The following is a 21,599-nucleotide window of genomic DNA, read 5'->3' on the forward strand; positions in this document are numbered from 1 at the left end:
TAAGAGATGAGAACAAAACTACTTTTGACTTCAATGCTTGCACTGGCTGTACATCAAACAGTATTAGCCCAAACAGATGTTAATGGGTATACAACGGTCAATTTAACCACTGGTCCCAACTATCAAAACCGGGTATTCTTTGACTTTAGTACAAATAATATTATTTCGCAACCTGCAGATTCATGGGATATTGCATTTTTTAGAAATTCAAGTATGAGTTTTGGAACAAGGATCAATGACGCCCAAAATATAGAGGTTTATCAAGCCTCTGCAGTACCAGGGGATTGGGACAATATTAATATCGCCAATATAGCATCATGGGGATCTCCATTATATAATCCGGACCAGACGACTTCTCTACAGGAAGGAGCATTTGAGCAAGGTTCAGCTACGTACGGATGGGGAGATTATAACGGAGGAACCCATCATATCGATGGAAAAGTAATTTTTGTTTTAAAATACCTTTCTAGCAATACTTATGTAAAATTTATGATTACCGATTACTTTGGTGGTTATACTTTTAAGTATTCTAAATGGAACGGATCATCGTGGGAAGCAACGCAAACCAAAACAATTGCGAACGGAACAGATGATGCCTACTTTAATTACTTTTCATTTACTACAGGAGACAAAGTAGCTAATCTTGAACCACCAAAGGCAAACTGGGATTTGATGTTTACAAGATATTGGACATTCTATATGAATATTATGATGTACAGAATGTCTGGAGTTATTCAGAGTCCCACTACTAAAGTTGCAAAAGTTCAACCGGAAACACAGGAAGTTGCAACTTCAAACATTCCAGTATCCACCGCTTTTTCCTCGAATATTACATCAATCGGCCATTCATGGAAGCCAACATCCGGGATTTATAATGATGTTGTTTACTATGTAAAACAAGGTTCGGAATATTACAGAATGTATTTTACTTCTAACGGTGGAGCGTCTACAGGAAATATGTACTTTAAATATAAAAATATCAGTTCAACTTTAGGAATCAAAGAGGTTGGCACCAAAGCTTCCTTTGGATTGTATCCTAATCCTACAACAGCTGATAAAAAAGTGACCGTACTTTTTGATGTAAAAGAAAAGGCAAACAATAAAGGAAGTGTAGAAGTATATGATCTTTCAGGAAAACAGGTCTATAAATCAGAGCTTACCAATCAAACTGGTTTCTATAAGCAAGACCTTAATTTATCTATGCTTCCTTCAGGAACCTATCTTGTTAAAATAACTTATGGTGGAAATAGTGAAACCAAAAAGTTAATCGTAAAATAAAAATCTTAAATTTTAATACTTTCTATTTTTTCTAATAAAAGGCTGTCTACAATGGTAAACAGCCTTTTAACATTGGGTTTGTTAATAGATTTTAAATCCTTTGTATACTTCCGTTGAGCTTTCCATCATTCTGGAAGAATCCGTACGGAAATTGAGAAGATGATCCTGCCCCAGATGATTATTATGGTGTTCTGATGTTTCCCATAATTCTATCAGAAAAAAAGTTCCTTTATTATCCTTATCTTCAATAAGGTCGTACTGCAGGCAGCCTTCTTCTTTTCTTGTTTCTCTTACCAGGGTCTGAAACAATTCTACCGCTTCCATCAAGTAATTTTCATTAAACTTAAAAAGCGCAACAATATGTAAATTCATATGCTATTTATTATGCTGTAAAAGTAAAATATTTTCAAAACTGAAAATCGTTTTGACCCTTTTATTTTTCCACAATAATCGTACTATTTGAAAATGGATTTGTATATGGTTATCAGACTCATTACAATAACCAGACTTCCTATGAATAAAAACATCTTTTTCACCGGTAATCTGGCAGTGAGCATTGCTGAAAACGGCGCGGTTATGATTCCTCCGATCAAAAGACCCAGAATAATATTCCAATGCTGAATTCCCAGGGTAAAAAAGAAGGTTATTGCAGCAGTTATTGTTAAAATAAACTTGGCTACAGTAGAACTTCCTACTGCAAATCTGGGAGTAAAAGCATTCTTAATTAAAGTCCCTGTAACCAAGGGGCCCCATCCTCCCCCTGCAAAAGAATCTATGAACCCTCCGATCAGCCCCAGGCTGGTGAGATTCGTTTTTCTTTTCAGAGCTTTATTTTGTTTAGGCTTAAAAGCATTGGATAAGATTTGAAAACCAAGATATAAAGTATAAAATGCAATAATGGTTTTGGTAATTTTAGAGTAGTATTCTCCAAGATACGTAAGGGATAATGCACCGATGATGGCTCCTATAATCGCCGGAATAGCTAGTTTTCTAACCAAGGTCTTGCTTACATTCTTCAATTTGATATGACTGATGCTTCCCGCAGCAGTTGTAAAGCTTTCAGCAGAATGAATACTTGCACTTACAATATGGGGCGGAATATTAAGAAAAAGCAGTGTTGTTGTACAAATCACACCATAACCCATTCCCATTGACCCGGCAACAATTTCTGCAAAAACCCCCACCAGCAACATCCAATAAAATATATAATTGTCTTTTGCGAGGATATGGGTCAGTTCATCAAGATACCCCATGCTGTACATGGAAAAAACAACAATAACCAATATAGCAACCGTTACCAGTAATACATTCAACCTTACCTGCATTTTTCTTGAGATGACCATTCTATACAAGTATTAGTTTAACAACACTTTCAGGTAAGAACATATTTTTGGTAAGCTGGCCTCTGCATTCCTTCTGCAAAAGCCACATTAGTGTATCTGCAACATTTTTTGAAATCATAGTTTGTTCATTTGGCATCCTGCAAATATCAAACAAAATAATTATCCTACCAAAAAAGTAGACTAACAATTCAAAAAAAAGGACCCGATCAGTCGATCAGATCCATTAATGTTTTTTCTTCTAAAATTTTAAGCGAAGCATCCCGAACCTCAATGAGGACATCGTGCAAACCACAATGATCTTCGTTGCAATCGTCACATTTTTCATAAAAATTAAGACTTACACAAGGAAGCATTGCAATAGGACCATTAACCAGGCGAATGATCTTCGCCAGTTTTACATCGGCAGGATTTTCTTTAAAGAAGTATCCACCACCCTTGCCTTTCTTGCTATCAAGGATATCAGATTTCTTGAGTTCAAGCAGAATATTTTCCAGAAATTTAAGCGGAATCTTCTTATGTTCCGCAATTTCAGAAATAAGGGTTGGCCCTTCATTTCTTTTTTCTACAAGATATGAAAGTGCCTTAAAAGCATATTGAGATTTTTTTGACAGCATTACAGCAAATTTAAGAAAATAGTTTCATATGTGGTAAGTCGTGAAATTGCTAATTTATCGAATAGCGAAACCATCTAATTGTGAAGCTGCTGAATTCACAATTTTACCAATAAGTAATTCCGCTTTTTCGCCTTTTCCGCTCTTCCCCCTTCCCTTTTCCTCATAATTCATTACATTTGCGGTATGTTCAGTAAACAAGAAGCACAGCAACTAAAGAAAGAATTTTGGACCGCCTTTGGGAAATCTTTTCCAAGAAAATGGATGTTGTACGATACCAAGATCAAAGATTTTTCTTTCAAATTCCATGCGGATAATAAAAAAGCCGAAGTATCTCTGGATATTGAAATGAAGGATGAGATTTTTAGAAATGCATATTATGAAAAGATATGGTCTTTGGAGGACATTCTAAAAGATTATGTGGGAGATTTTAATAAAGATGAGTTTTTTACACTGGAAAACGGAAAAGTTATCAGTAAGATCTGGATTGAAAAGCATCATGTTTCAATTTTCAATAAAAATACGTGGAGCGAAATATTTGAATTTTTTGTCGAAAAAATGGATGGCTTTGAAAGGTTCTACTATGAATATGAAGATTTTATCAAAGACGTGTAAATAATGACCATCATTCTTGAGTTATTTATCCGGTTATTTCTTGGAATACTCCATGATTCTTGTGGAGATATTCTTTCAACAAATAATTTATGGCGTTATAAAATACCTATATCGAAAGATTAAGAATATTCTTAAACTATTCTGATGAGCAACCCTGACAGCTGATAAATTATTTACCTTGCTATTTCTCTTAGAGAATTTCCTGATAATTTAGCTTTTGCTCTAAGTTGGGAAGCTTCTCTTTTTTTCTTCCTCCATTCCCATGGAGAAATTGTTTCACTTCCGGACCATAATCCTAATTTAAGACTTCTGGCTTTTGATTCGAGTACTCCAAGATTTTCATTATTAGAGTATTGGTAATACCACCACCCCAATCCTTTTTTTATAATCTCTTCGGACAGGTACTGATCTTTATCGAAATATACTTTAGCAATGATGCGTCCGTACCGGTCAGAAGTGGTTTTATAGTATAGGATCTCTTTTCCAAATACCAGATCACTTGTCAGTTGTTTGGCGTTTTTTCCAAATGGCTGACCTTTCTCAGGACAATCTACCTCAGCAAGACGTAATGTGGTCTGGTTATTATTTTTATCAAGAACCAGGATCGTATCACCATCCTTAATACCGATTACTTTTGCTTTGATTTGCGCCAAAACTAACCCTGAAGTCCCTATCAATAGTACAAAAAACATCTTCCCCAGCCTTTTCATGTATTTTTCTTCTTTAGTATAAACAAAATTCGCGAGGCAATTTTAGCTATTTTAAACATAATATCGCTTACTTTTCTCTGAATATTATCCACAAATTGTTTATTGTTCAGGAAATCCCTCTATAAATGATTGTACAGCAAACCATAATAGCTTTAAAAGTATTTTTTGCCAAAAGGCAAATACGGTATCATTTTCTTTAGCTAAATTTCGGGCATGAAAGAATTATTCAATTTCGTTTTAAGGTTTGGGAATCTCAATGAACAGCAGATCGAATTTATAAAAAGTAAATCCACCGAACTTCATCTTTCCAGAGATGAATATTTTTCCGAAGCCGGAAAAATTGCCAGACAGGTAGGATTTATCGTTGATGGTATTCTACGGGTCTGCTATTATGATAATAAAGGAGAAGAAATTACCAAATACTTTATCGAGGAAAATAACCTGGTCGTGGATCTGGAAAGTTTTGATAACGAAATTCATTCCAGCACATACGTTCAGGCAGTTACGGATTGTACGATGATCGTTTTTTCACGGAAAGACTGGCTAGAACTGTTGCAGACCATTGTCGGATGGGAAGCTATTGTTCATAAAATTATTTCAAGAGCACTGATCCAGAAGGTAGAAAGAAGAAGCCCTCTGGTTTCAGAAGATGCGACCACCCGTTATCTCAAATTTCTTGAAATCTACCCTACTGTGGTCAACCGGATTCCTCTTTCCTATATCGCCTCATATCTTGGTATCACACAGTCTTCCCTGAGCAGGATAAGAAAAAATATACGCTAAGATCACTTTTTGCCAAATGACAAAAGATCTCATTTTTTAATACCTCACCTTTACATCACTAAATAAAACAAGAAAATGAAATCAGTATTAATCACAGGTGCCAACAGAAGCATTGGCCTGGAAACTGCAAAACAACTCTCATCAAAAGGACTATTGGTCTACCTTGGAAGCCGCAGTCTTGAAAAAGGAGAAGCTGTAGTAAAAGAACTTCAGGATAAAGGATATCAGAATATCAAAGCAATTGAAATAGATGTTACCAACTCCGATTCTATTTCGGAAGCGAGGAATACTATTGAAAGGGAACAGGGCAAACTGGATGTTCTCATCAATAACGCAGGAATTCTGGGTATCAATCCGCAAACGGCTTCAGAAACTTCTATTAAGGACATCCAGCAAGTCTTCGACACCAACTTCTTCGGAGTGATCAGCGTTACACAGGCTTTCTTAGATCTTCTTAAAAAGTCAGACAGCCCGAGAATCAGCAATATCACATCCGGGCTCGGTTCTCTGACTTTACAAAGCGATCCCAGCTGGAAGTATTATCATGTAAAGGGAGCCGCTTACGGGCCATCAAAATCAGCGTTGAATGCATACACCATTGTTTTGGCGTATGAATTAAGGGAACTTCCCTTTAAGGTCAATGTAATAGATCCCGGCTATACGGCAACAGACTTCAATGCCCACAGCGGTCCGGGATCCGTAGAAAGCGCTGCTTCTTTTATCATTAAGCACACTCTGACTGATGAAAACGGACCAACAGGTCAGTATTTCAGTAATGATATTGAAGATGAGATTGGAATTAGTCCTTGGTAGGTTTGTATAATTTGATTTTTTGTACAATGTAAAAAGTAAAATGTATCAATGATTTTAGAGAGACCTTAAGGTTTCTCTTTTTTGTTTTCCTATTTTTGTTACTTACATACTAGCATGAATATTTTTAATAAAACAGAAATCAAATACATCGTCATCCAGATTATTGCTTTTAACTTTATTCTTATTCCGCCAAGGTTATTTTCCTATTTAACGGATATACACCTTTCGCAGTTGTTTTTAAATTCGGCTAAAAACTCTGGTAGTTTAGTTGAACTGTTTGAGAAAAACAATATTGATTCCATTCGATTCAATGACCTTATCAGTACGATCAGAAATTACCAGACTGTAGGGTTTATTATTGGCTGTCTGATCTGTATATGGATCACCTCAAAACGAAAATTAAGCTGGATCAATCCTTTAATTGTTATTGTGATCAGCTTTTTACTTATATTTTTAAAACAGGCATCATTTCCCTTTAAACCTTTGTATCTGGAACATTGGTTTAATCAATTTGAAATCTATGTCTATTTCAGTGGTTGCTTATTTTTGGTAATAAGTCTATCTTTATTTTATTTAAGTTATAAGATGAGACTCGGCAAAACTTAGAATTATCATATAAAGTTTACTCTTCAAGGATTCTCAATTTTCTATATGCCAAGAAAACATTTATCTTATTTTAAATCTTTTCTCTTATATCTATATTAAAAGAAAACTTAAAAGTTCCATCTCATTTTTTTATATTTGTACAAAACACAGGTACAACATCATTATGGAAAAACTACGAAATTTAAGAAAACAAAGAGGATTCTCACAGGAGAAACTGGCAGGCATTATCGCAACAGATCCTTCCAACTACTCCCGCAAGGAAAGAGGAGAAATAAGAATATATGATGACGAATGGGAAAAGCTTGCAGCCGCTTTGGATGTTCCTGTAGAAGAAATAAAAGAGGAAAGACCTACAGGTATAGTACATAATGATAATTCAACTTTCAGCGATAACTCAAATTCCGGTAATTTTTACAATCAGCAGTTCAATATCCCGGATTCGGTTATAGAAAACTTACAGGATTATATTAAGGTTTTAAAAGAACAGATTGAAGCCTTAAAGGAGGAAAACCAAAAATTAAAATCTAAGTAAGATATTTCTCGTTGATCATTTCTAAAGTTAGTATATTACCTATGACTATAGAAGAACAAATCAACCATTACATTTCAACTCAATCAGACACGAAACGCCGAGATATGGAAACCCTGCATCAGTACATTCTGCAAGTGATGCCAGAATGTAAATTATGGTTTCTGGATGGTAAAAATGAAGAAGGAAAAACGATTTCCAATCCCAATATCGGATATGGTTTCCGGGTCATGAAATATGCTGATGGAAGTACCCGGGATTTTTACCAGATTGGCCTCAGCGCTAATACAACAGGTATTTCAATTTACATTCTTGGTATTGATGATAAAAACTATTTACCCCAAGCCTATGGTGAAAAAATAGGAAAAGCCAGTGTGACCGGTTATTGTATTAAGTTCAAAGCATTGAAAGATATCGATATTGAAGTGCTTGGAGAAGCGATACGAGACGGTATTAGTAAGAGCCTGACACAGTAAAGTATATTCTGATCAATAAAAAAGAGAAACCGTAAAGTTTCTCTTTTTCAATTCATTATCGTTTAATTGAATTTTCTTTTTCTCAACCAGAAGAACAATCCTCCGAGTAACCCAATAATGACTAGCGGAAGCAGCAAATTAAACCATTGCCAGTTGGTCTTTTCTTCTGTAATTCTCTGTCTGTCCAATAGCCTTTCTTCGATATTCCTGTTTCTTAATTCCATCAGGTTGCTGTCATCTAAAAGGTAATCCAAAGCGTTTCGCAGGAACTGTTCATTTCCAAATTGTTCATTGGTTAATAAATCTACTCCTAACGGCAAAGGTTCTCCCTTGATCACTTTATTTCTTCCTACGTCACCATCTGCAATCACGATCATTTTATTTTCCGGGCTCTGACCTTTAAAACCAGGATAGGATTTTCTTTCAATTCTCGAAGCATAAGCGGAAGTAAATTTCCCTTCCAATGCTACAGCAAAGATTTTCGGAGTACTTGGCTTTTCCATTTGCCCAAGACTATCTACGCTTGAAATTTCTTTCAGATCCACATAATTCGGAACCTGTTTCAATAAAGTCCTTTCACTCGATTCAAAAAGAACTTTGGTTTTAATATTCTTTCTGCCTAAAGTATCAATTGATGTGGGAAATTCAAATTTTACCGGATTGATATTCTTGGTGATCGGGTCGTTCTTTTCAGCAATACCCAAAGGGAAATAGGGCCATGGAAGACTTGTATACTGCGGATTGCCACTCACCTCTCCCGTTACCAGCCTTAACAAAGCAAATTTCTTTACATCTTTAACCAAAGCAGGATTGATCCTGATTCCATAATTGAAGAAGAAATCAGTCATGTTGATATCCACTGGGAATGGCATTACCTTTTTAGATCGGGTTAAGGTATCCATTTCGGCATTTACGGCATCAATCATCCATAATGTTTTTCCACCGTTCATAATATACTGGTCCAGGATCACTTTTTCACCATCTGTAAATGCTTTTCTCGGCTTTGCAATAACAAGAGCGCTCATTTGTTTCAGCAACGGAACATCCGCAGCCGTTAGCTCAACCTGGTTTTTAGGAATCACAGGACCGGCATCGTAGTTTTCTAATGCTAAATGCATAAAACCCTGGAATTCTCCCGGACTTAATTCATCCTGGTTAACCAAAACTCCTATTTTCTTTCTCTTATCAGTGGCAATATTCTTGATGTTCGATACAAGATTATATTCTAAATTTTCAATGGATTTCGTCAGCTGTTCATCGGCATTGATATTGGCCTGCTGTACCACCAGCGGGATAGAAACACCGCCCTTATTGTATTTAAGAACCGCATACGGGAATAATACGATCTGGGAAACTTTACCGTCTTTTACATCCGGAAGAACGGAAGGCTGCATTCCCATCGCCATCAAAGTATCCTGGGACATTTTGGTTTTGATGGGATCAATAAATTTAAAATCAATTTTCGGATTGATCTTTCTGAATTCCTCCAGCATAAACTTCGTTTCACTTTGCAATTGTTTGAAGCTGGCCGGGAAATCTCCTTCCAGATATACCTCAACAGTCAGAGGCTTTTTAACCGATTCCAATACTTTGATGGTATTATCGGAAAGGGTATATCTTTTTTCTTTCGTTAAATCCAATCTGATCCCAGAAACGGCAAGAATAATCACTAAAGGCAGGATCACAAACAATAAAATCCCTAATGGAGATTTAAAAGGTATCTTCTTCATAATTCTACTTCTTTTTATTGATAAAATGATTGGACAATACTAATGAAACACCGATGATCAGAACAAAATAGGCTACATCTTTGAAATCGATCAACCCTCTTGTAAATCCAAGGAAATGCTGATAAAAACCTATATTCTGTAAGATAAAATCTGCTCCACCCAACAATTTATAGCTTGCTAACTGCTCGATTCCGAAATACATGATAAAACACATGAAAACACCTAACAGATAAGCCATGATCTGATTCTGAGACAACGATGACGCTAAAATCCCGACACCCGAAAAAGCAGCGATAAGCATGATCAATCCGATATAACTCCCAAAGGTCATTCCCAGGTCAATATTCCCCGCAGGAACTCCCAAAACATAAACGGTATACAGATAGATCAATGAAGGAATGAGGCATAAGATGCCGACTACCCAAACGGAAAGAAACTTCCCTAATACAAGGTCCGATATCTTTAAAGGCTGGGAAAACAACCAGTACAAAGTTCCCGTTTGCTGCTCCTCTGCAAAAGTTTTCATGGAAAGCGCCGGAATAATGAACATCAGTAGCCATGGGACCAAAACAAAATAGCTTTGTAATGAGGCCATTCCGATCTCAAAGATATTAGAGTCGTTGTCGAAAAAAAACAAAAAAAGAGTCGCTATCAGACTGAAAGCTGCGATAATGATCCACGCACTCCAGTTCCCGAAGTAACTCCAAAGTTCTTTTTTTAAAATTGCAATCATAGTTTTTTAGTAAAATGTAAAAGGGATTATATTGATGTACACACGATACCCTTTTTCTATTGTTTCTTTTTTTTGTTTTTATTGACCAGTTTCACGGTCATCATGATTAAAAATACAAGAACGAAAAATCCAACAATTAATTGCCACCAGTACTCAATTACTGAAGATTTCAGAATAACGGTAAAAACGACGAGGAATAAAATGAATGTGGCAATCTCATTCGCCTGTCTCAGTTTTATGTTCGCTGTCTGTAATGTATTTCCGTGAAGTGCTTTTAATTGAAGAACTTTTTTCCAGCACCAGTAATGGTAGATCGCCAGACCGACAAGAAATGTTAGTTTTAAATGAAACCAAGGCATTTTCATCAATCCTGTATTAAGAAAGATCATCACCAGTCCGCAAACCGCCATGATCACTCCTGCAGGAACTGTAATGATATTCCAAAGCCTTCTTGCCATGAAGGTATACTGTTCTCTTAGGATACTTTTCTTTTCTTCAGAGAATTCATCGGTATCTTTATAGTAAACAAATATCCTGACAAGGTAAAAAATCCCTGCAAAATAACTGACCATAAAAATAATGTGCAGTGCTTTGATTATTGTGTAAAGCATTTTAAAAACTTTCTATTTTTTATAAAACAATACGATACCATACTCCCGTCTCTCACTTCAACCTTTGAAATAACTTTGGGATCATCAGCCACAAAAACAGCCGAACAATCCCAAGTTTTCAATTTTTATTTTTTAATATTTTTAAGAGATCACACTAAGCTCTTTCCCCACTTTTTCAAAAGCAGCAATAGCTTTATCCAGATGTTCTCTGGTGTGGGCAGCAGAAAGCTGAACCCTGATTCTTGCCTTTCCTTTAGGAACTACAGGATAGAAGAAACCAATTACGTAAATTCCCTCGTCCATAAGTTTCTCTGCCATTTTCTGAGCCAATGGCGCATCATAAAGCATTACCGGAACGATCGCAGCATCTCCGTCAGGAATATCGAAACCTTTAGCTTTCATTTCTCTTCTGAAGTATTCTGCATTTTCCATCACCTGATCACGAAGTGACGTGTCAGCAGAGATCATATCCAACACCTTCAATGCTGCACCTACAATACCCGGAGCTAATGAATTGGAAAACAGATAAGGGCGGGAACGTTGTCTCAGCATATCGATAATCTCTTTTTTACCCGAAGTGAATCCTCCTAAAGCTCCACCCAGTGCCTTTCCTAAGGTAGAAGTGATAATATCTACCCGACCCATTACTTCATTCGCTTCATGTGTTCCACGACCTGTTTTTCCAATAAAACCAGTGGCGTGAGAGTCATCTACCATTACCAAGGCGCCATATTTATCCGCAAGATCACATACCCCCTTCAGGTTAGCTACAATACCATCCATAGAGAAAACCCCATCGGTAACAATGATCGTAAAGCGGTGATTTTTTTCAGAAGCTGCTTTCAGTTGAGCTTCCAGATCCTCCATATTATTGTTTTTATAACGGTATCTTGCCGCTTTACAAAGACGAACCCCGTCAATAATAGATGCGTGGTTCAGTTCATCTGAAATAATAGCATCCTCCTCGGTGAAAAGCGGTTCAAAAACACCACCGTTAGCATCAAAACATGCTGCATACAAGATCGTATCTTCCAATCCTAAAAACTGAGCGATCTTCTCTTCCAGCTGCTTATGAATATCCTGGGTTCCACAGATAAAACGAACGGATGACATTCCATATCCGTGAGAAGCGATCATATCCTGGGATGCTTTCATCACTTCAGGATTGTTGGAAAGTCCCAGATAATTATTAGCACAGAAGTTCAGCAACTTTTTACCGTTAGCTTCTATTTCCGCACTCTGTTGGGAAGTAATGATTCTTTCTCTCTTATAAAGCCCGTCGTTTTCAATATTTTTAAGCTCGTTCTGTAAATTTTGAAGATATTTTTCAGAGATCATTTTTAGTAATTTTTTAGATGCGCTAATTTAGTAAAAAGGCGGTAAACTATCCTCTTTTATGATTCTTATTCTAAAAAATTGAGCAGAAACATTCATTTTAACAATTAGTCTACTAATTTAGTAGGATAATAATTTTATATTTGTCCTTTAAATTCTAAAAATGAAGTTATCATCTGTACAAAAAGTTAGGAATATACCATCAATAAATTTTCTGAATCTCTACATGAAACCTCGTCTTCCGGTTATAATCGAAGATTTTGCAGATCCAGAAAGCCCGGCTTTTAAAAAGTGGAGCTATGATTATTTTAAAGAAATAGCAGGTAATCATAAGGTCAATATTTATGGCAGTGACCTTGAATCTTTGGATAGGGTTGCGAGTAAACCTATCGCTCAGAGCCATTTTTCTGAATATCTGGACCTGATCAGCACAAAACCAACAGAACACAGGCTTTTTCTTTTTAACCTGCTCACTATAAAACCTGAAATGAAAAGTGATATCCACTATAATGATGTTACCAATGGAAAAATTCTAAAGTGGCTTCCCTTTATGTTTTTTGGTGGTAAAGGCTCCATTACCAGAAGCCACGTTGATATTGATATGTCCCATGTTTTCATCACCCAGTTTCAAGGCATTAAAAAGATATGGCTATTTCCCTGGGAACAATCCAGTCTGATGTACAAATTACCTTATAACTTTCACAGTTTAGCTAATATTAAGGAACCCGACTATCAAGAATTTCCTGCTTTAAAGTATCTAAAAGGTTACGAAGCCGTTATCCATCCCGGAGAAACACTTTACATCCCTTCCGGATGGTGGCACTATATCCAATATGAAACAGAAGGATATTCCGTCTCTGTCAGAGCTCTTCCTTCCAGCTGGCTCGAAAAATGGAGAGGATTTAAAAATCTGGTCATGATCAGGCATTTTGATAATGCTATGCGAAATTTATTTAAAGAAAAATGGTTCGACTTTAAAGTAAGGAAAGCCCACAGGAAAGCAAAAAGAGCAGTTGCAAGGATTCTGAAATAACATAAAAAGGACTGTCTCAAAATATCATTTTGAGCGAATATAGGATGAAGGATATAAAATATTTGTCTTTATGATATTTTCCGTCAAGCTTAAGTTGAGAAAAGATAATTATCTGAATTTTTTTGAGACAGTTTTATTATTTCCGTATCCAACTTTTCTATTTTTCAATAAATTATTGATTTTCCCTAACCGGAAGATATTTATTAAATATTTTTCCACTTTTAAGGGCAAGAGAACTTTCCAGTTGTAAGACTTTCCGGCCATTAAAAATAGGAAGTCCTTTTCCGATCGCTACCGGATTCACAACAATATAATATTCATCAACAAGATCCTGATCGATCAGCGAGCTTACAAAATCAGCACCACCATACACAAGGATATCTTTTCCCTCCTCCTTTTTAAGAGCTTCTACTGAAGTTATAAGATCATTATTATTTACTTCCAGATTTCTGCCGGCTATATTGTTTTCTGTCCGGCTAAAAGCAATTTTACGCATATCAACGATCAGTTTTGCTAAATGGTTGGTAGGATGATCAGGCATATTATCTGCCACATTTTCCCAGTGATCAATGAATGGTCGTGTCATTTTTCTTCCCAGTAAAAGTGTGTCACTGCTCTCAGCAAGATCAACGATTTTCTGAAAACCTACCTCATCCGGCGGGCTTAACCATACCCAATCCTGCTCGCCCTCCGGCCCGGCAACAAAACCATCGATTGTCATCTGCATCTGTAATTTTAATTTTCTCATAGTAATTGTTTTTGGTGATTGTGTTAGTGTAAGTTGTTTTTCAACGTATTACAAATTTAGTCTTTTTCTAAAGTAAGAGAGTTGCCATTTTTAAGACGTAATAAAATTAGTTTTTAGAAGTAACATAGATTTTGCTAAGCATCTTAAAGAGGTAGAATAAAAAGATGTCGCAGGAAGGCATAGCTAAGCTGGGAGGTGTTAACGGTGCTGTCATTGGTAGATATAAGCGCGGGAAGTAAAACCATCTATTGTGATGGTTACGCAACCGAAGATTAAATACAGCTTAATTATAAGGAGATGGTCAGGCGTCTCGAGGAATTAGAAAGCCTCTCGGAAGATGAAAGACAATATACCCTTCACTACATTGATCACATCATCAGAGATAATAAAACTAAGAAAAATTGTATTTAACAAACTCTCACTTTTGTGAGAGTTTGCTGTTATTTTTTGTAACAAAGACCTTTCAAATTCTCTGTTATAAATAAATCTTTTTTAATATTGTAGTCTCTATCAAAAGGAACTAATGTACCATTGTATGTGATACCTCTAAGATTATGTGATACTAAATTTTTAGGATATAAAGAAATAGGTTTTAATTTATAATTCTTATCAACAGTAATGAGATTTTTTCTGTCACAATTTGTTTTAGCCTTTGCTGATGCTATTTTTATTATGGCAGTATTTTTTATATTAATATCTACCTTTTCCGCATATACTAAATACGTATTTTCAATAGAATCAATTTTAGTAATTCTATAATTATAACTCGCAGTAGATTGTGGTTTTACGCCACAAGCGTATAAAACGAATGATACTACTACAACAAATATTATCTTTTTCATAAATTTAAGGATAGGTTTGAACAACTTTAGGCTTTTCAACACCATTTGGATCAGTTACGAAAAATTCAGCTCTACCACTTTTGTATAAAACGCTAGAAGGTTTTCCATTTTTATCAAAATATCTCACATCATAACCATCCGTCTGTGGAGTAGCATTATTATGAGCGGCGTTATATACACTGAAAAGATTATCATTTTCCGCTTGCGACGCAAAACCAGAATCTTTTCCAAGTCTTCGGGAAATTACAGCTCCTTGATATGATTCCGTTACTTCATGTAGCATATCTGCACCAGGTTTATTAAAATAATCACTCATAGCACCTAATACTTTAGGATTAACTTCCTGATAAGCATTTGTTATAGCATTTAAAGCACTACCATCTCCATTAAGTAAATAGCTTGTTTTGTTACCTGAAAAAGTACCTCCTACATATAAATTTCCTGATTTTGTTATATTCGTATTTTCTGCACTAACATTTACATTTACCGAATGATCATCAATTGCATTAACCAACTGTTGAGCATCTGTGGATAGCTTTGCTTTAGGATCATTTTGTGTGTAGCTAACTTTTCCATTACTATCCATTTTAAGGACAAGTTCCGAAGAAACAGATTTTTGCAATTCCTGCAATGCAGCATCCTTTGCCCCTCCCGTAATAATAACATCATAATTCTGCCGCCCATCAGGGTCTATGAATCTTGTAGGATTATTAAAAGCATAATTATAAGGTGAATATCTTGTCATCTTTTCCGCCAACGGATCTACTACTCCCCATCTTCCCAAGTCTGGCATATACATCCTTGCTCCATAATCATACATTCCAGTTTCAGTCTGTAATTCTTTGCCATTATATTTGTATTGATACGCTGGATTTCCAGCTAAACCATTATATCCTTCATGTTTCAATCCAAACGGATAATAATTGTTTTCTTCAATAATCTCTATCCCTGTTGTACCCTTCTGATAACTCAACCTTACATTTCCTAAGTGATCTGTATAATTGTAAATGTACTTATTTTTTACAAAATCATAATAACCTTCTGAAGTGGGAATAAACTGTAGTATGGGACTAGGAGGAGTACAGCCAGTACATATTTCTCCGTTTACTAAGTTATATTGAAAGCCATCTAAATATTCTGTTTGGTTTATTCCTATTACCAAACTCCCTGACAAACTCTTTTTAAGTTTCACTCCATCTGCTCGATAAAGATAACTATTTGTTGTACTGAATTTACCGATTCCGTTTGTTATACTATTGGGTAAGTTCAGATAATTATATCCAATCTTGGTAATGTCCTTATCTTTATGACTTGTCATATTTCCATTATTATCATAAGTAATTTCATTTGGAGTTGCAAAATAAGGATACCCTGATGAATTCTGAGAAGCTTCTGCGACTTTTGATAATCTGTTTCCAGTGTATGAATACGTAAGATTATCTATCTGCATGGCTAGGCCATTGGTTGTGTTTTTTGTATTTCTGTATAATCGTGTAATATTTCCGTTTAAATCATATTCCGAAGATTCCCCAAAATGATTTTCCTGTGGTACTGTACTATTAGGTTCAGAATAATGTCCGTAATTAAGTCTGTTTAAAGTATCATAGGAATAAGAATATCGTCTTAATACGCTATCTACAGAAGTTTTCCAGTCTACTTCTGCAATATTTCCATTGTATCTTGAAATAGCAAATAACGTATTAACTGGATTATTATACCTCAGCTCATACCCAAAAAGTTTTCCATTGAGATTTGAAGGATCATTAATTTTAGTCATCCAACCTCTAATGTTGTATTTATAATCCACCTGCTGTAATGGAGTTGTAGTACTTACTCCACCTACTTTTTTAGATTCTAACTGGGAAAGTTCATTGTATTTGTTTTGAGCCAGATATTCAACAGCACCACCATTAACCTGATGAGTGTGGGTTAATAACCTATTTTGCGGGTCATAAGTGAAATTCTCGACAATAACTTTTTCAGTATCTGCGGCTAATCTTTTATGCCTTGTTACAAGCTGTTTAACTGTGCCTGCAAAGTCCAGTTCAGTTTCTGTTTTGGTATATCCTCCCAGGTGATTAACGGAATGAGTTCCTACCACTCTTCCTTTGCCATCATAATACGTATAATTACTGGTCCAGTTATCATCTTCTATATTTTTTACCAGGCTCATCACAGGAAGACTTTTGGTACTCACTGCATTTGATGTGGAATTATCCGTAATGACAGGCGTTCCTAAAATATGGGTTGGAAATGTTGGATTAAAGCTGTATACAGGATAAGTATCATAATAGTTGATACTTAAAAGACTGGTAACGGTATTAGGATAACTTGAAGCATTATTCGTGTAATAAGCTCCCCGGCCTCCCACAGTAAATCCTACGGAAGTAGTTCTTGTTACGTTGTTACTTCCCACAGCATCGGCTTTTACTTGCTCAGCAGCCCTCCCTATTGTTCCGGACGTTTCTGTGGAGGTGTAGATTCCTGTATAAGCAACTCTTCCAAACTGATCATACTTGGTAAAAAGCCACTGTTTATTAGCTCCCATTACAGCATCCTGGGTCATGATCAGTCGATCCTGTTTATCATATACCATAAACTCATAATCTTTACCCGGAAGTTTCTTAAGAATAAGCCTGTTTCTTCCATCATACCGGTAAATATAACAAAGACTTCCCAGCACCGTATTAACATCAGCAACCACAGCCGCTTTAGGAGGAATGACAAAAGCTAACTGATCAAATTCGTTATAAACATAATAAGTATCTGCATTTTCAGTAGGGCTAATAACTTTTCTTACCAGAATAGTCTGACCTTTTCCATTCTTGAATTCAATGGTCTTATTGCCATCTTCATCTGTGATTGTGTTTTTATACAATTGATTTGCGCCATAGTTCATGGACTGGCTGATGGCAGAAGACGTGGTTTCACTGGCCCATCCGGTTACCGTTACATATTTTTTAACTTCTGTCCCGGTATTAACACCGTACTCAAACCTTACAGGTTTATCATTCCAGGCTGTCCCTACTTGTTTTTGTTCTAATAGCCTATCCAAAGGAGAGTTTTCCAATGTCTTCTCAGCATATATCTTCTCCTGCCCGTAAGGAGTATTTATTACATTGGCTAAAGGATTTGAAATAATACCTCCGTTTAAGGTCTGTCCCTGGGGAATAGGTAAATAATCTTTTACCTGTCTCCCAAATCCATCGTATTCAATAGGAGTAACTACATCTTTTCCTGTTGGCGATGCTTTTATATTCACAACCTGCTTGGGTCTTCCAAGACCATCAAAATACTGAACCGTTTCTGAGGTTTTACTCGGTTGATTATTGGCATCATAATCAAGAATGGTCTTTGAGTATACATAGTTTTCCGTTGGAGAAAGTTGTGCATGAACCATGCCCGTTATTAGCAAAGCTCCTATTGGAATTATTATTTTCTTCATCGTGTGTTAATTTTTATAGTTGTACTTGAATTCTTTCACCAACTTACCTGTTTTAGAATCCTGTCTTATTTCCTTTAATCTGTTAGCAGTATCATAAATATATACCTCTCTAATCCCTGATGGAGGAGTAATACTGGTTACTCCGATCAAAGGATCGTAAGTATAGGTTGTAATCTGATATCCACTCAAAGTAGAGTTTTTTCTAAAGGTATCTAAGGCTAAGATTAAGCTCTGTTCAGTTTGCTCTGGAGTTGTTCCTTGTGGAGCAGTATTATCATCATTAGATGCATTCACGATGCTGGTTATTAAAGATTGAGTAATATCAGACAGTTTAGCTCCTTCAATTTTGGCGATAGGCTGGGTTTGATTATACCCCCAAATGATTACTGTTGGAATTTCGTCTTTGGTGGTGTATTGCAGGATATTTCCCTTAGCGTCATAATTATTATAAGTAACTTCTGTGGATGGAGTATTGCTTTGGATGTCATATGATAATACCGAGGTTGGAAAAAGATGAGATGGATCATCATACTTCGTTTCTGATCTTGAAATAGTTTTTCCTGCATCGTTATCATTTTGTTTTTGAACAACTGTAGTCTCTAAAGGAATTCCAATCATATTAGCATCAATAAGCTTTTGGTTTGCTTTTTCGTGAGCGTATTGATAGCTAGTTTGTTGAACAGATTGATCCGGATAAATTGTTTTTTGAGATGTTACTTGGTGATGATTATCACTATTTTGTACAGTATTTACATACGTAACTTGAATAGGAGTTCCATTAACATATTCAGTCTTTATTTTCTGATAATTTCTAATCATTCCACTATGGAAAAAAGCCGTTCTGTAAATATCACTAGAAATTAGAGTATTTGAATCATTAAGATACTTTCCCCATTTATACATTGGGACACTTTTTATATTATGTGATACAATATAGCTAGAAGGAGCTTGATTAGGAGGTGCCGGACTCAACTCAGTAGGTGGAGCATTTGTGCCTAATGTACCATCATATTTTTTAAAAAACCTGTATGGAGAAAATTCTTCTCCTGAAAAATTATATTTATTTTCTAATGTCTCCACTATTTTCCCTGCAGAATCGTAATTTATCGTTTTTAAGTTTAAGCCTCTTGCCCAATCCATATCATCAGGAAGATGGTATGGGAATCTGTAATATTCTCCCCCATCAGAATAATTGGAAAAGGTGTACTTTTTATTCCATAATAGGGAATCATCAGCTGATAAAAAAGATTCAATTACTTGAGAATAACCCACTTGCCCTGCATTATTAAAACTCGACATTGGTTGTATCCTGTTTGATAACTGTCCTGCCACCAAAGGAATACTACCATATTTTTTTATGATACACATATAATCAGGAATACCTAGCAATTTTCCTGAAGTTGTTCCATCATCCAAAGTATAAGTAAACTTTCTTTTCGTAATTTTACCATTTTCGTTAGCTTCAATTCTTGAAATTCTTCGTCCCCCTCCAATAAAGCTATTAATGGGAATATTGGTTTTTTGCTCTCTCCAACGGACCACAACTGAAAATGGATTAGTTTCAAAATTCTCAGAGTCAATTAGTGTAAAACTTGGATTAGATACTTCTAAACGATAATTTCCATTCTCAATAGGAGGGTTTATGATATCAACATTATTTCCTTGAGTAATAATATATGTGGCTAATATGGCACCAGTAGTTGGATTGAATCGATGAAGCCTTACCTTTGTTTTGCAGTCTGTGGTCTCTACAGATGTACATCCGACTCCCAACATAGCATTGAAAGAAAGTTTATTTCCATAAATTGAGGTAATTTGAAATTCTTTTATATACTTACCAAGTGTTGAACTGCCACTATTTAATACAAAATTGTTTGAAGTCTTAGCAATAGCTGTTGATTTTTCATCATATACAATTCCAGAAGGATTTGCCAACATGAAAAGTGAAAAATAATTTGGAACCAAAACTTGATTATCTTCATAATAAAAGTTCTCACTTCCACCAGTAGGATATATAATTTTAGTTAAGATTCCTGCCTCAGCAAAATTACCATAAACATCTCTATCCGAAGCATCAGTGAAAATGTTCATTTTATTGGGTTTGCCATTAAAATAGCCCCAATAATCAATTGATGTAGAGTGCCGGTTGGGAAGTTCATTGGGATTATATTCCAGTTTATAGGTTGAAATTATACTTTCATCTTTGCCAATTTCGTTGATTTGACTTAAAAATAGTCGCTTATCCGATTTCGGATCTTTACTAAGCACTACAGGATGAATATTGTTATTATCTCCATTTCCTAAACGGTAGTTTTGAACAAAAGACACTTTTTTTATCTGCGCTCCTATTTTATCCTTTAACGTGACGCCTATCAAAGCTTTACTCCCATTTAAATCTTCACGCTCTGACTGGTTAAATATGAATTCTATTGTTCCTTTAGGAAAAGAAATACCCTGAAGAATTTGTTGACTTGTTGTTATCTTACTTAATGAAATAGAACCAATATTATCACCTTTATTTAGATCTGATTTTGAATATGTAGCAACTTGTTCGGAAGTATAATTAAATATATAAGTATCTTTTTGTGTTTTAATTTCTTTTAAGTGCCAAGCAGTTTTATACCCATTTTCCTCATTTTTAGGAGTATCTGTAATTATTCCTGAACTCACAGAAGTTACTATATCATATGCAGAGGTCGTTCCTGCAGAGTCTTTTCCAAAATAATATTTATTTCCTGATTCGTCTGTGATTATAATTCTGTTAATTCTAAAATTTCCAGCACCCGCATCTTCATAATCTATATCGATTTTCCAATCATCAAAACTTTGAACAACCGCTTTTTTAGTAACATTATCAATAATAAACTTTGCAGACCTCCCTAAAAAATTGATGAAAAATAAATCGGGATCTTCATCAACTGGCGTATCCGAATCTCCATTACTTGCATTTTCATTAGCTAATTGTTGACGTAGTGTAGCATTATCCTCAAAAGTAGAATTATATGAATAAGTCAGATAACCTCTTGTATATTCATCCGGACGTTGTCTTACTTGTCTGGTTATTAAACCACCAGCATTTAAACTCCAACCAGTCCCAATAGAAGAAGCTACTTCACCAACACGAATTCCTTTGGTATCATATTGTATGGATACATTCAAAGGAATATCTCCAGTATCAACACTAATTAATGGAATATTTATATTAGCCGAACCTCTGTAATAAGAAACAGGACTTTCTACAAATTTTGCAATCGACACAGCATTTGGAGATGGTGGTAGTATTTTAGGAATATACTGGGCATCAATCTTACAGCTTACAAATAACAATATTCCTAAAAGTATAATTTGTCTTTTCATC

At 35.5% G+C, this 21,599-nt stretch carries 20 protein-coding genes; 8 read left to right on the top strand and 12 right to left on the bottom strand.

What is annotated here, in order from left to right; all coding sequences use genetic code 11:
• Positions 1-6 precede the first annotated feature (6 nt).
• Positions 7-1,278 carry a T9SS type A sorting domain-containing protein gene (locus AAEU33_RS18810; protein ID WP_345989636.1) on the top strand — a complete coding sequence of 424 codons (1,272 nt, stop codon included), beginning with the start codon at positions 7-9 and terminating at the stop codon, positions 1,276-1,278.
• Between the two features lie 81 nt (positions 1,279-1,359).
• Here the strand turns inward: AAEU33_RS18810 and AAEU33_RS18815 are convergent, their stop codons facing one another.
• From AAEU33_RS18815 to AAEU33_RS18825, 3 genes are all read right to left on the bottom strand, one after another.
• Positions 1,360-1,650: a putative quinol monooxygenase gene (locus AAEU33_RS18815; RefSeq protein ID WP_172277563.1), complete on the bottom strand. Its 291-nt coding sequence runs from the start codon at positions 1,648-1,650 to the stop codon at positions 1,360-1,362.
• A gap of 83 nt (positions 1,651-1,733) precedes the next feature.
• Positions 1,734-2,621: a sulfite exporter TauE/SafE family protein gene (locus AAEU33_RS18820; protein ID WP_345989638.1), complete on the bottom strand. Its 888-nt coding sequence runs from the start codon at positions 2,619-2,621 to the stop codon at positions 1,734-1,736.
• Positions 2,622-2,827: 206 nt separating this feature from the next.
• A complete protein-coding gene (locus tag AAEU33_RS18825; protein ID WP_172277557.1) occupies positions 2,828-3,235 on the bottom strand; it encodes an Rrf2 family transcriptional regulator in 408 nt (135 codons plus the stop codon).
• 183 nt (positions 3,236-3,418) lie between these two features.
• Here AAEU33_RS18825 and AAEU33_RS18830 point away from each other — a divergent pair, with 183 nt between their 5' ends.
• Positions 3,419-3,847, top strand: a complete 429-nt coding sequence (locus AAEU33_RS18830) for a DUF4268 domain-containing protein (protein ID WP_273647439.1) — start codon at positions 3,419-3,421, stop codon at positions 3,845-3,847.
• 173 nt (positions 3,848-4,020) lie between these two features.
• On the opposite strand, the gene AAEU33_RS18835 is transcribed toward AAEU33_RS18830, so the two are convergent.
• Complete coding sequence (locus AAEU33_RS18835) at positions 4,021-4,539, bottom strand: thermonuclease family protein (protein ID WP_273647438.1); 519 nt, start codon at positions 4,537-4,539, stop codon at positions 4,021-4,023.
• A gap of 231 nt (positions 4,540-4,770) precedes the next feature.
• Between AAEU33_RS18835 and AAEU33_RS18840 the strand changes: the two genes are divergently transcribed.
• The 5 genes from AAEU33_RS18840 to AAEU33_RS18860 all read left to right on the top strand — a co-directional run bounded on the left by AAEU33_RS18840 (position 4,771) and on the right by AAEU33_RS18860 (position 7,764).
• Positions 4,771-5,340 carry a Crp/Fnr family transcriptional regulator gene (locus AAEU33_RS18840; RefSeq protein ID WP_172277549.1) on the top strand — a complete coding sequence of 190 codons (570 nt, stop codon included), beginning with the start codon at positions 4,771-4,773 and terminating at the stop codon, positions 5,338-5,340.
• A gap of 75 nt (positions 5,341-5,415) precedes the next feature.
• Complete coding sequence (locus AAEU33_RS18845) at positions 5,416-6,153, top strand: SDR family oxidoreductase (RefSeq protein ID WP_345989640.1); 738 nt, start codon at positions 5,416-5,418, stop codon at positions 6,151-6,153.
• Between the two features lie 114 nt (positions 6,154-6,267).
• Entirely contained in the window at positions 6,268-6,759 is a 492-nt protein-coding gene (locus AAEU33_RS18850) for a hypothetical protein (RefSeq protein ID WP_345989642.1), read from the top strand.
• A 163-nt stretch (positions 6,760-6,922) separates the two neighbouring features.
• On the top strand, positions 6,923-7,291 hold the full coding sequence (locus AAEU33_RS18855) for a helix-turn-helix transcriptional regulator (protein ID WP_172277540.1): 369 nt from the start codon (positions 6,923-6,925) through the stop codon (positions 7,289-7,291).
• Positions 7,292-7,395: 104 nt separating this feature from the next.
• Positions 7,396-7,764 (top strand): DUF1801 domain-containing protein, encoded by a 369-nt coding sequence (locus tag AAEU33_RS18860; protein ID WP_345989644.1) that lies wholly within the window; start codon positions 7,396-7,398, stop codon positions 7,762-7,764.
• 62 nt (positions 7,765-7,826) lie between these two features.
• On the opposite strand, the gene gldG is transcribed toward AAEU33_RS18860, so the two are convergent.
• The 4 genes from gldG to kbl form a co-directional block, all read right to left on the bottom strand.
• On the bottom strand, positions 7,827-9,494 hold the full coding sequence (gldG, locus tag AAEU33_RS18865) for a gliding motility-associated ABC transporter substrate-binding protein GldG (RefSeq protein WP_172277534.1): 1,668 nt from the start codon (positions 9,492-9,494) through the stop codon (positions 7,827-7,829).
• A 4-nt stretch (positions 9,495-9,498) separates the two neighbouring features.
• Positions 9,499-10,227 (bottom strand): ABC transporter permease, encoded by a 729-nt coding sequence (locus tag AAEU33_RS18870; RefSeq protein WP_172277531.1) that lies wholly within the window; start codon positions 10,225-10,227, stop codon positions 9,499-9,501.
• A 56-nt stretch (positions 10,228-10,283) separates the two neighbouring features.
• Positions 10,284-10,838 (bottom strand): CopD family protein, encoded by a 555-nt coding sequence (locus AAEU33_RS18875; RefSeq protein ID WP_345989646.1) that lies wholly within the window; start codon positions 10,836-10,838, stop codon positions 10,284-10,286.
• Between the two features lie 141 nt (positions 10,839-10,979).
• Entirely contained in the window at positions 10,980-12,176 is a 1,197-nt protein-coding gene (kbl, locus tag AAEU33_RS18880) for a glycine C-acetyltransferase (protein WP_172277525.1), read from the bottom strand.
• A gap of 223 nt (positions 12,177-12,399) precedes the next feature.
• Here kbl and AAEU33_RS18885 point away from each other — a divergent pair, with 223 nt between their 5' ends.
• Positions 12,400-13,206 carry a cupin-like domain-containing protein gene (locus tag AAEU33_RS18885; protein ID WP_306611445.1) on the top strand — a complete coding sequence of 269 codons (807 nt, stop codon included), beginning with the start codon at positions 12,400-12,402 and terminating at the stop codon, positions 13,204-13,206.
• Between the two features lie 172 nt (positions 13,207-13,378).
• Here the strand turns inward: AAEU33_RS18885 and AAEU33_RS18890 are convergent, their stop codons facing one another.
• The 4 genes from AAEU33_RS18890 to AAEU33_RS18905 all read right to left on the bottom strand — a co-directional run bounded on the left by AAEU33_RS18890 (position 13,379) and on the right by AAEU33_RS18905 (position 21,598).
• Complete coding sequence (locus AAEU33_RS18890) at positions 13,379-13,954, bottom strand: dihydrofolate reductase family protein (RefSeq protein ID WP_345989648.1); 576 nt, start codon at positions 13,952-13,954, stop codon at positions 13,379-13,381.
• A 440-nt stretch (positions 13,955-14,394) separates the two neighbouring features.
• Positions 14,395-14,796: a hypothetical protein gene (locus tag AAEU33_RS18895; protein WP_345989650.1), complete on the bottom strand. Its 402-nt coding sequence runs from the start codon at positions 14,794-14,796 to the stop codon at positions 14,395-14,397.
• Positions 14,797-14,800: 4 nt separating this feature from the next.
• Entirely contained in the window at positions 14,801-18,241 is a 3,441-nt protein-coding gene (locus AAEU33_RS18900; RefSeq protein ID WP_345989651.1) for a DUF6443 domain-containing protein, read from the bottom strand.
• 6 nt (positions 18,242-18,247) lie between these two features.
• The gene (locus AAEU33_RS18905; RefSeq protein ID WP_345989653.1) at positions 18,248-21,598 is read right to left on the bottom strand and encodes a hypothetical protein; all 3,351 of its coding nucleotides are present in this window, start codon (positions 21,596-21,598) and stop codon (positions 18,248-18,250) included.
• Between the last annotated feature and the right edge of the window lies 1 nt (position 21,599).

This window comes from Chryseobacterium sp. Chry.R1 (genome assembly GCF_039645525.1).
Taxonomy (GTDB): domain Bacteria; phylum Bacteroidota; class Bacteroidia; order Flavobacteriales; family Weeksellaceae; genus Chryseobacterium; species Chryseobacterium proteolyticum.

Bases quoted from the DNA above. Each gene is read 5' to 3' on its own strand.
- AAEU33_RS18890 (WP_345989648.1), bottom strand. From the start codon at position 13,954: ATGAGAAAATTAAAATTACAGATGCAGATGACAATCGATGGTTTTGTT.
- AAEU33_RS18855 (WP_172277540.1), top strand. From the start codon at position 6,923: ATGGAAAAACTACGAAATTTAAGAAAACAAAGAGGATTCTCACAGGAG.
- AAEU33_RS18840 (WP_172277549.1), top strand. From the start codon at position 4,771: ATGAAAGAATTATTCAATTTCGTTTTAAGGTTTGGGAATCTCAATGAA.
- AAEU33_RS18895 (WP_345989650.1), bottom strand. From the start codon at position 14,796: ATGAAAAAGATAATATTTGTTGTAGTAGTATCATTCGTTTTATACGCT.
- AAEU33_RS18885 (WP_306611445.1), top strand. From the start codon at position 12,400: ATGAAACCTCGTCTTCCGGTTATAATCGAAGATTTTGCAGATCCAGAA.
- AAEU33_RS18810 (WP_345989636.1), top strand. From the start codon at position 7: ATGAGAACAAAACTACTTTTGACTTCAATGCTTGCACTGGCTGTACAT.
- AAEU33_RS18870 (WP_172277531.1), bottom strand. From the start codon at position 10,227: ATGATTGCAATTTTAAAAAAAGAACTTTGGAGTTACTTCGGGAACTGG.
- AAEU33_RS18820 (WP_345989638.1), bottom strand. From the start codon at position 2,621: ATGGTCATCTCAAGAAAAATGCAGGTAAGGTTGAATGTATTACTGGTA.
- AAEU33_RS18900 (WP_345989651.1), bottom strand. From the start codon at position 18,241: ATGAAGAAAATAATAATTCCAATAGGAGCTTTGCTAATAACGGGCATG.
- AAEU33_RS18825 (WP_172277557.1), bottom strand. From the start codon at position 3,235: ATGCTGTCAAAAAAATCTCAATATGCTTTTAAGGCACTTTCATATCTT.
- AAEU33_RS18850 (WP_345989642.1), top strand. From the start codon at position 6,268: ATGAATATTTTTAATAAAACAGAAATCAAATACATCGTCATCCAGATT.
- kbl (WP_172277525.1), bottom strand. From the start codon at position 12,176: ATGATCTCTGAAAAATATCTTCAAAATTTACAGAACGAGCTTAAAAAT.
- AAEU33_RS18835 (WP_273647438.1), bottom strand. From the start codon at position 4,539: ATGTTTTTTGTACTATTGATAGGGACTTCAGGGTTAGTTTTGGCGCAA.
- AAEU33_RS18875 (WP_345989646.1), bottom strand. From the start codon at position 10,838: ATGCTTTACACAATAATCAAAGCACTGCACATTATTTTTATGGTCAGT.
- gldG (WP_172277534.1), bottom strand. From the start codon at position 9,494: ATGAAGAAGATACCTTTTAAATCTCCATTAGGGATTTTATTGTTTGTG.
- AAEU33_RS18845 (WP_345989640.1), top strand. From the start codon at position 5,416: ATGAAATCAGTATTAATCACAGGTGCCAACAGAAGCATTGGCCTGGAA.
- AAEU33_RS18830 (WP_273647439.1), top strand. From the start codon at position 3,419: ATGTTCAGTAAACAAGAAGCACAGCAACTAAAGAAAGAATTTTGGACC.
- AAEU33_RS18905 (WP_345989653.1), bottom strand. From the start codon at position 21,598: ATGAAAAGACAAATTATACTTTTAGGAATATTGTTATTTGTAAGCTGT.
- AAEU33_RS18860 (WP_345989644.1), top strand. From the start codon at position 7,396: ATGGAAACCCTGCATCAGTACATTCTGCAAGTGATGCCAGAATGTAAA.
- AAEU33_RS18815 (WP_172277563.1), bottom strand. From the start codon at position 1,650: ATGAATTTACATATTGTTGCGCTTTTTAAGTTTAATGAAAATTACTTG.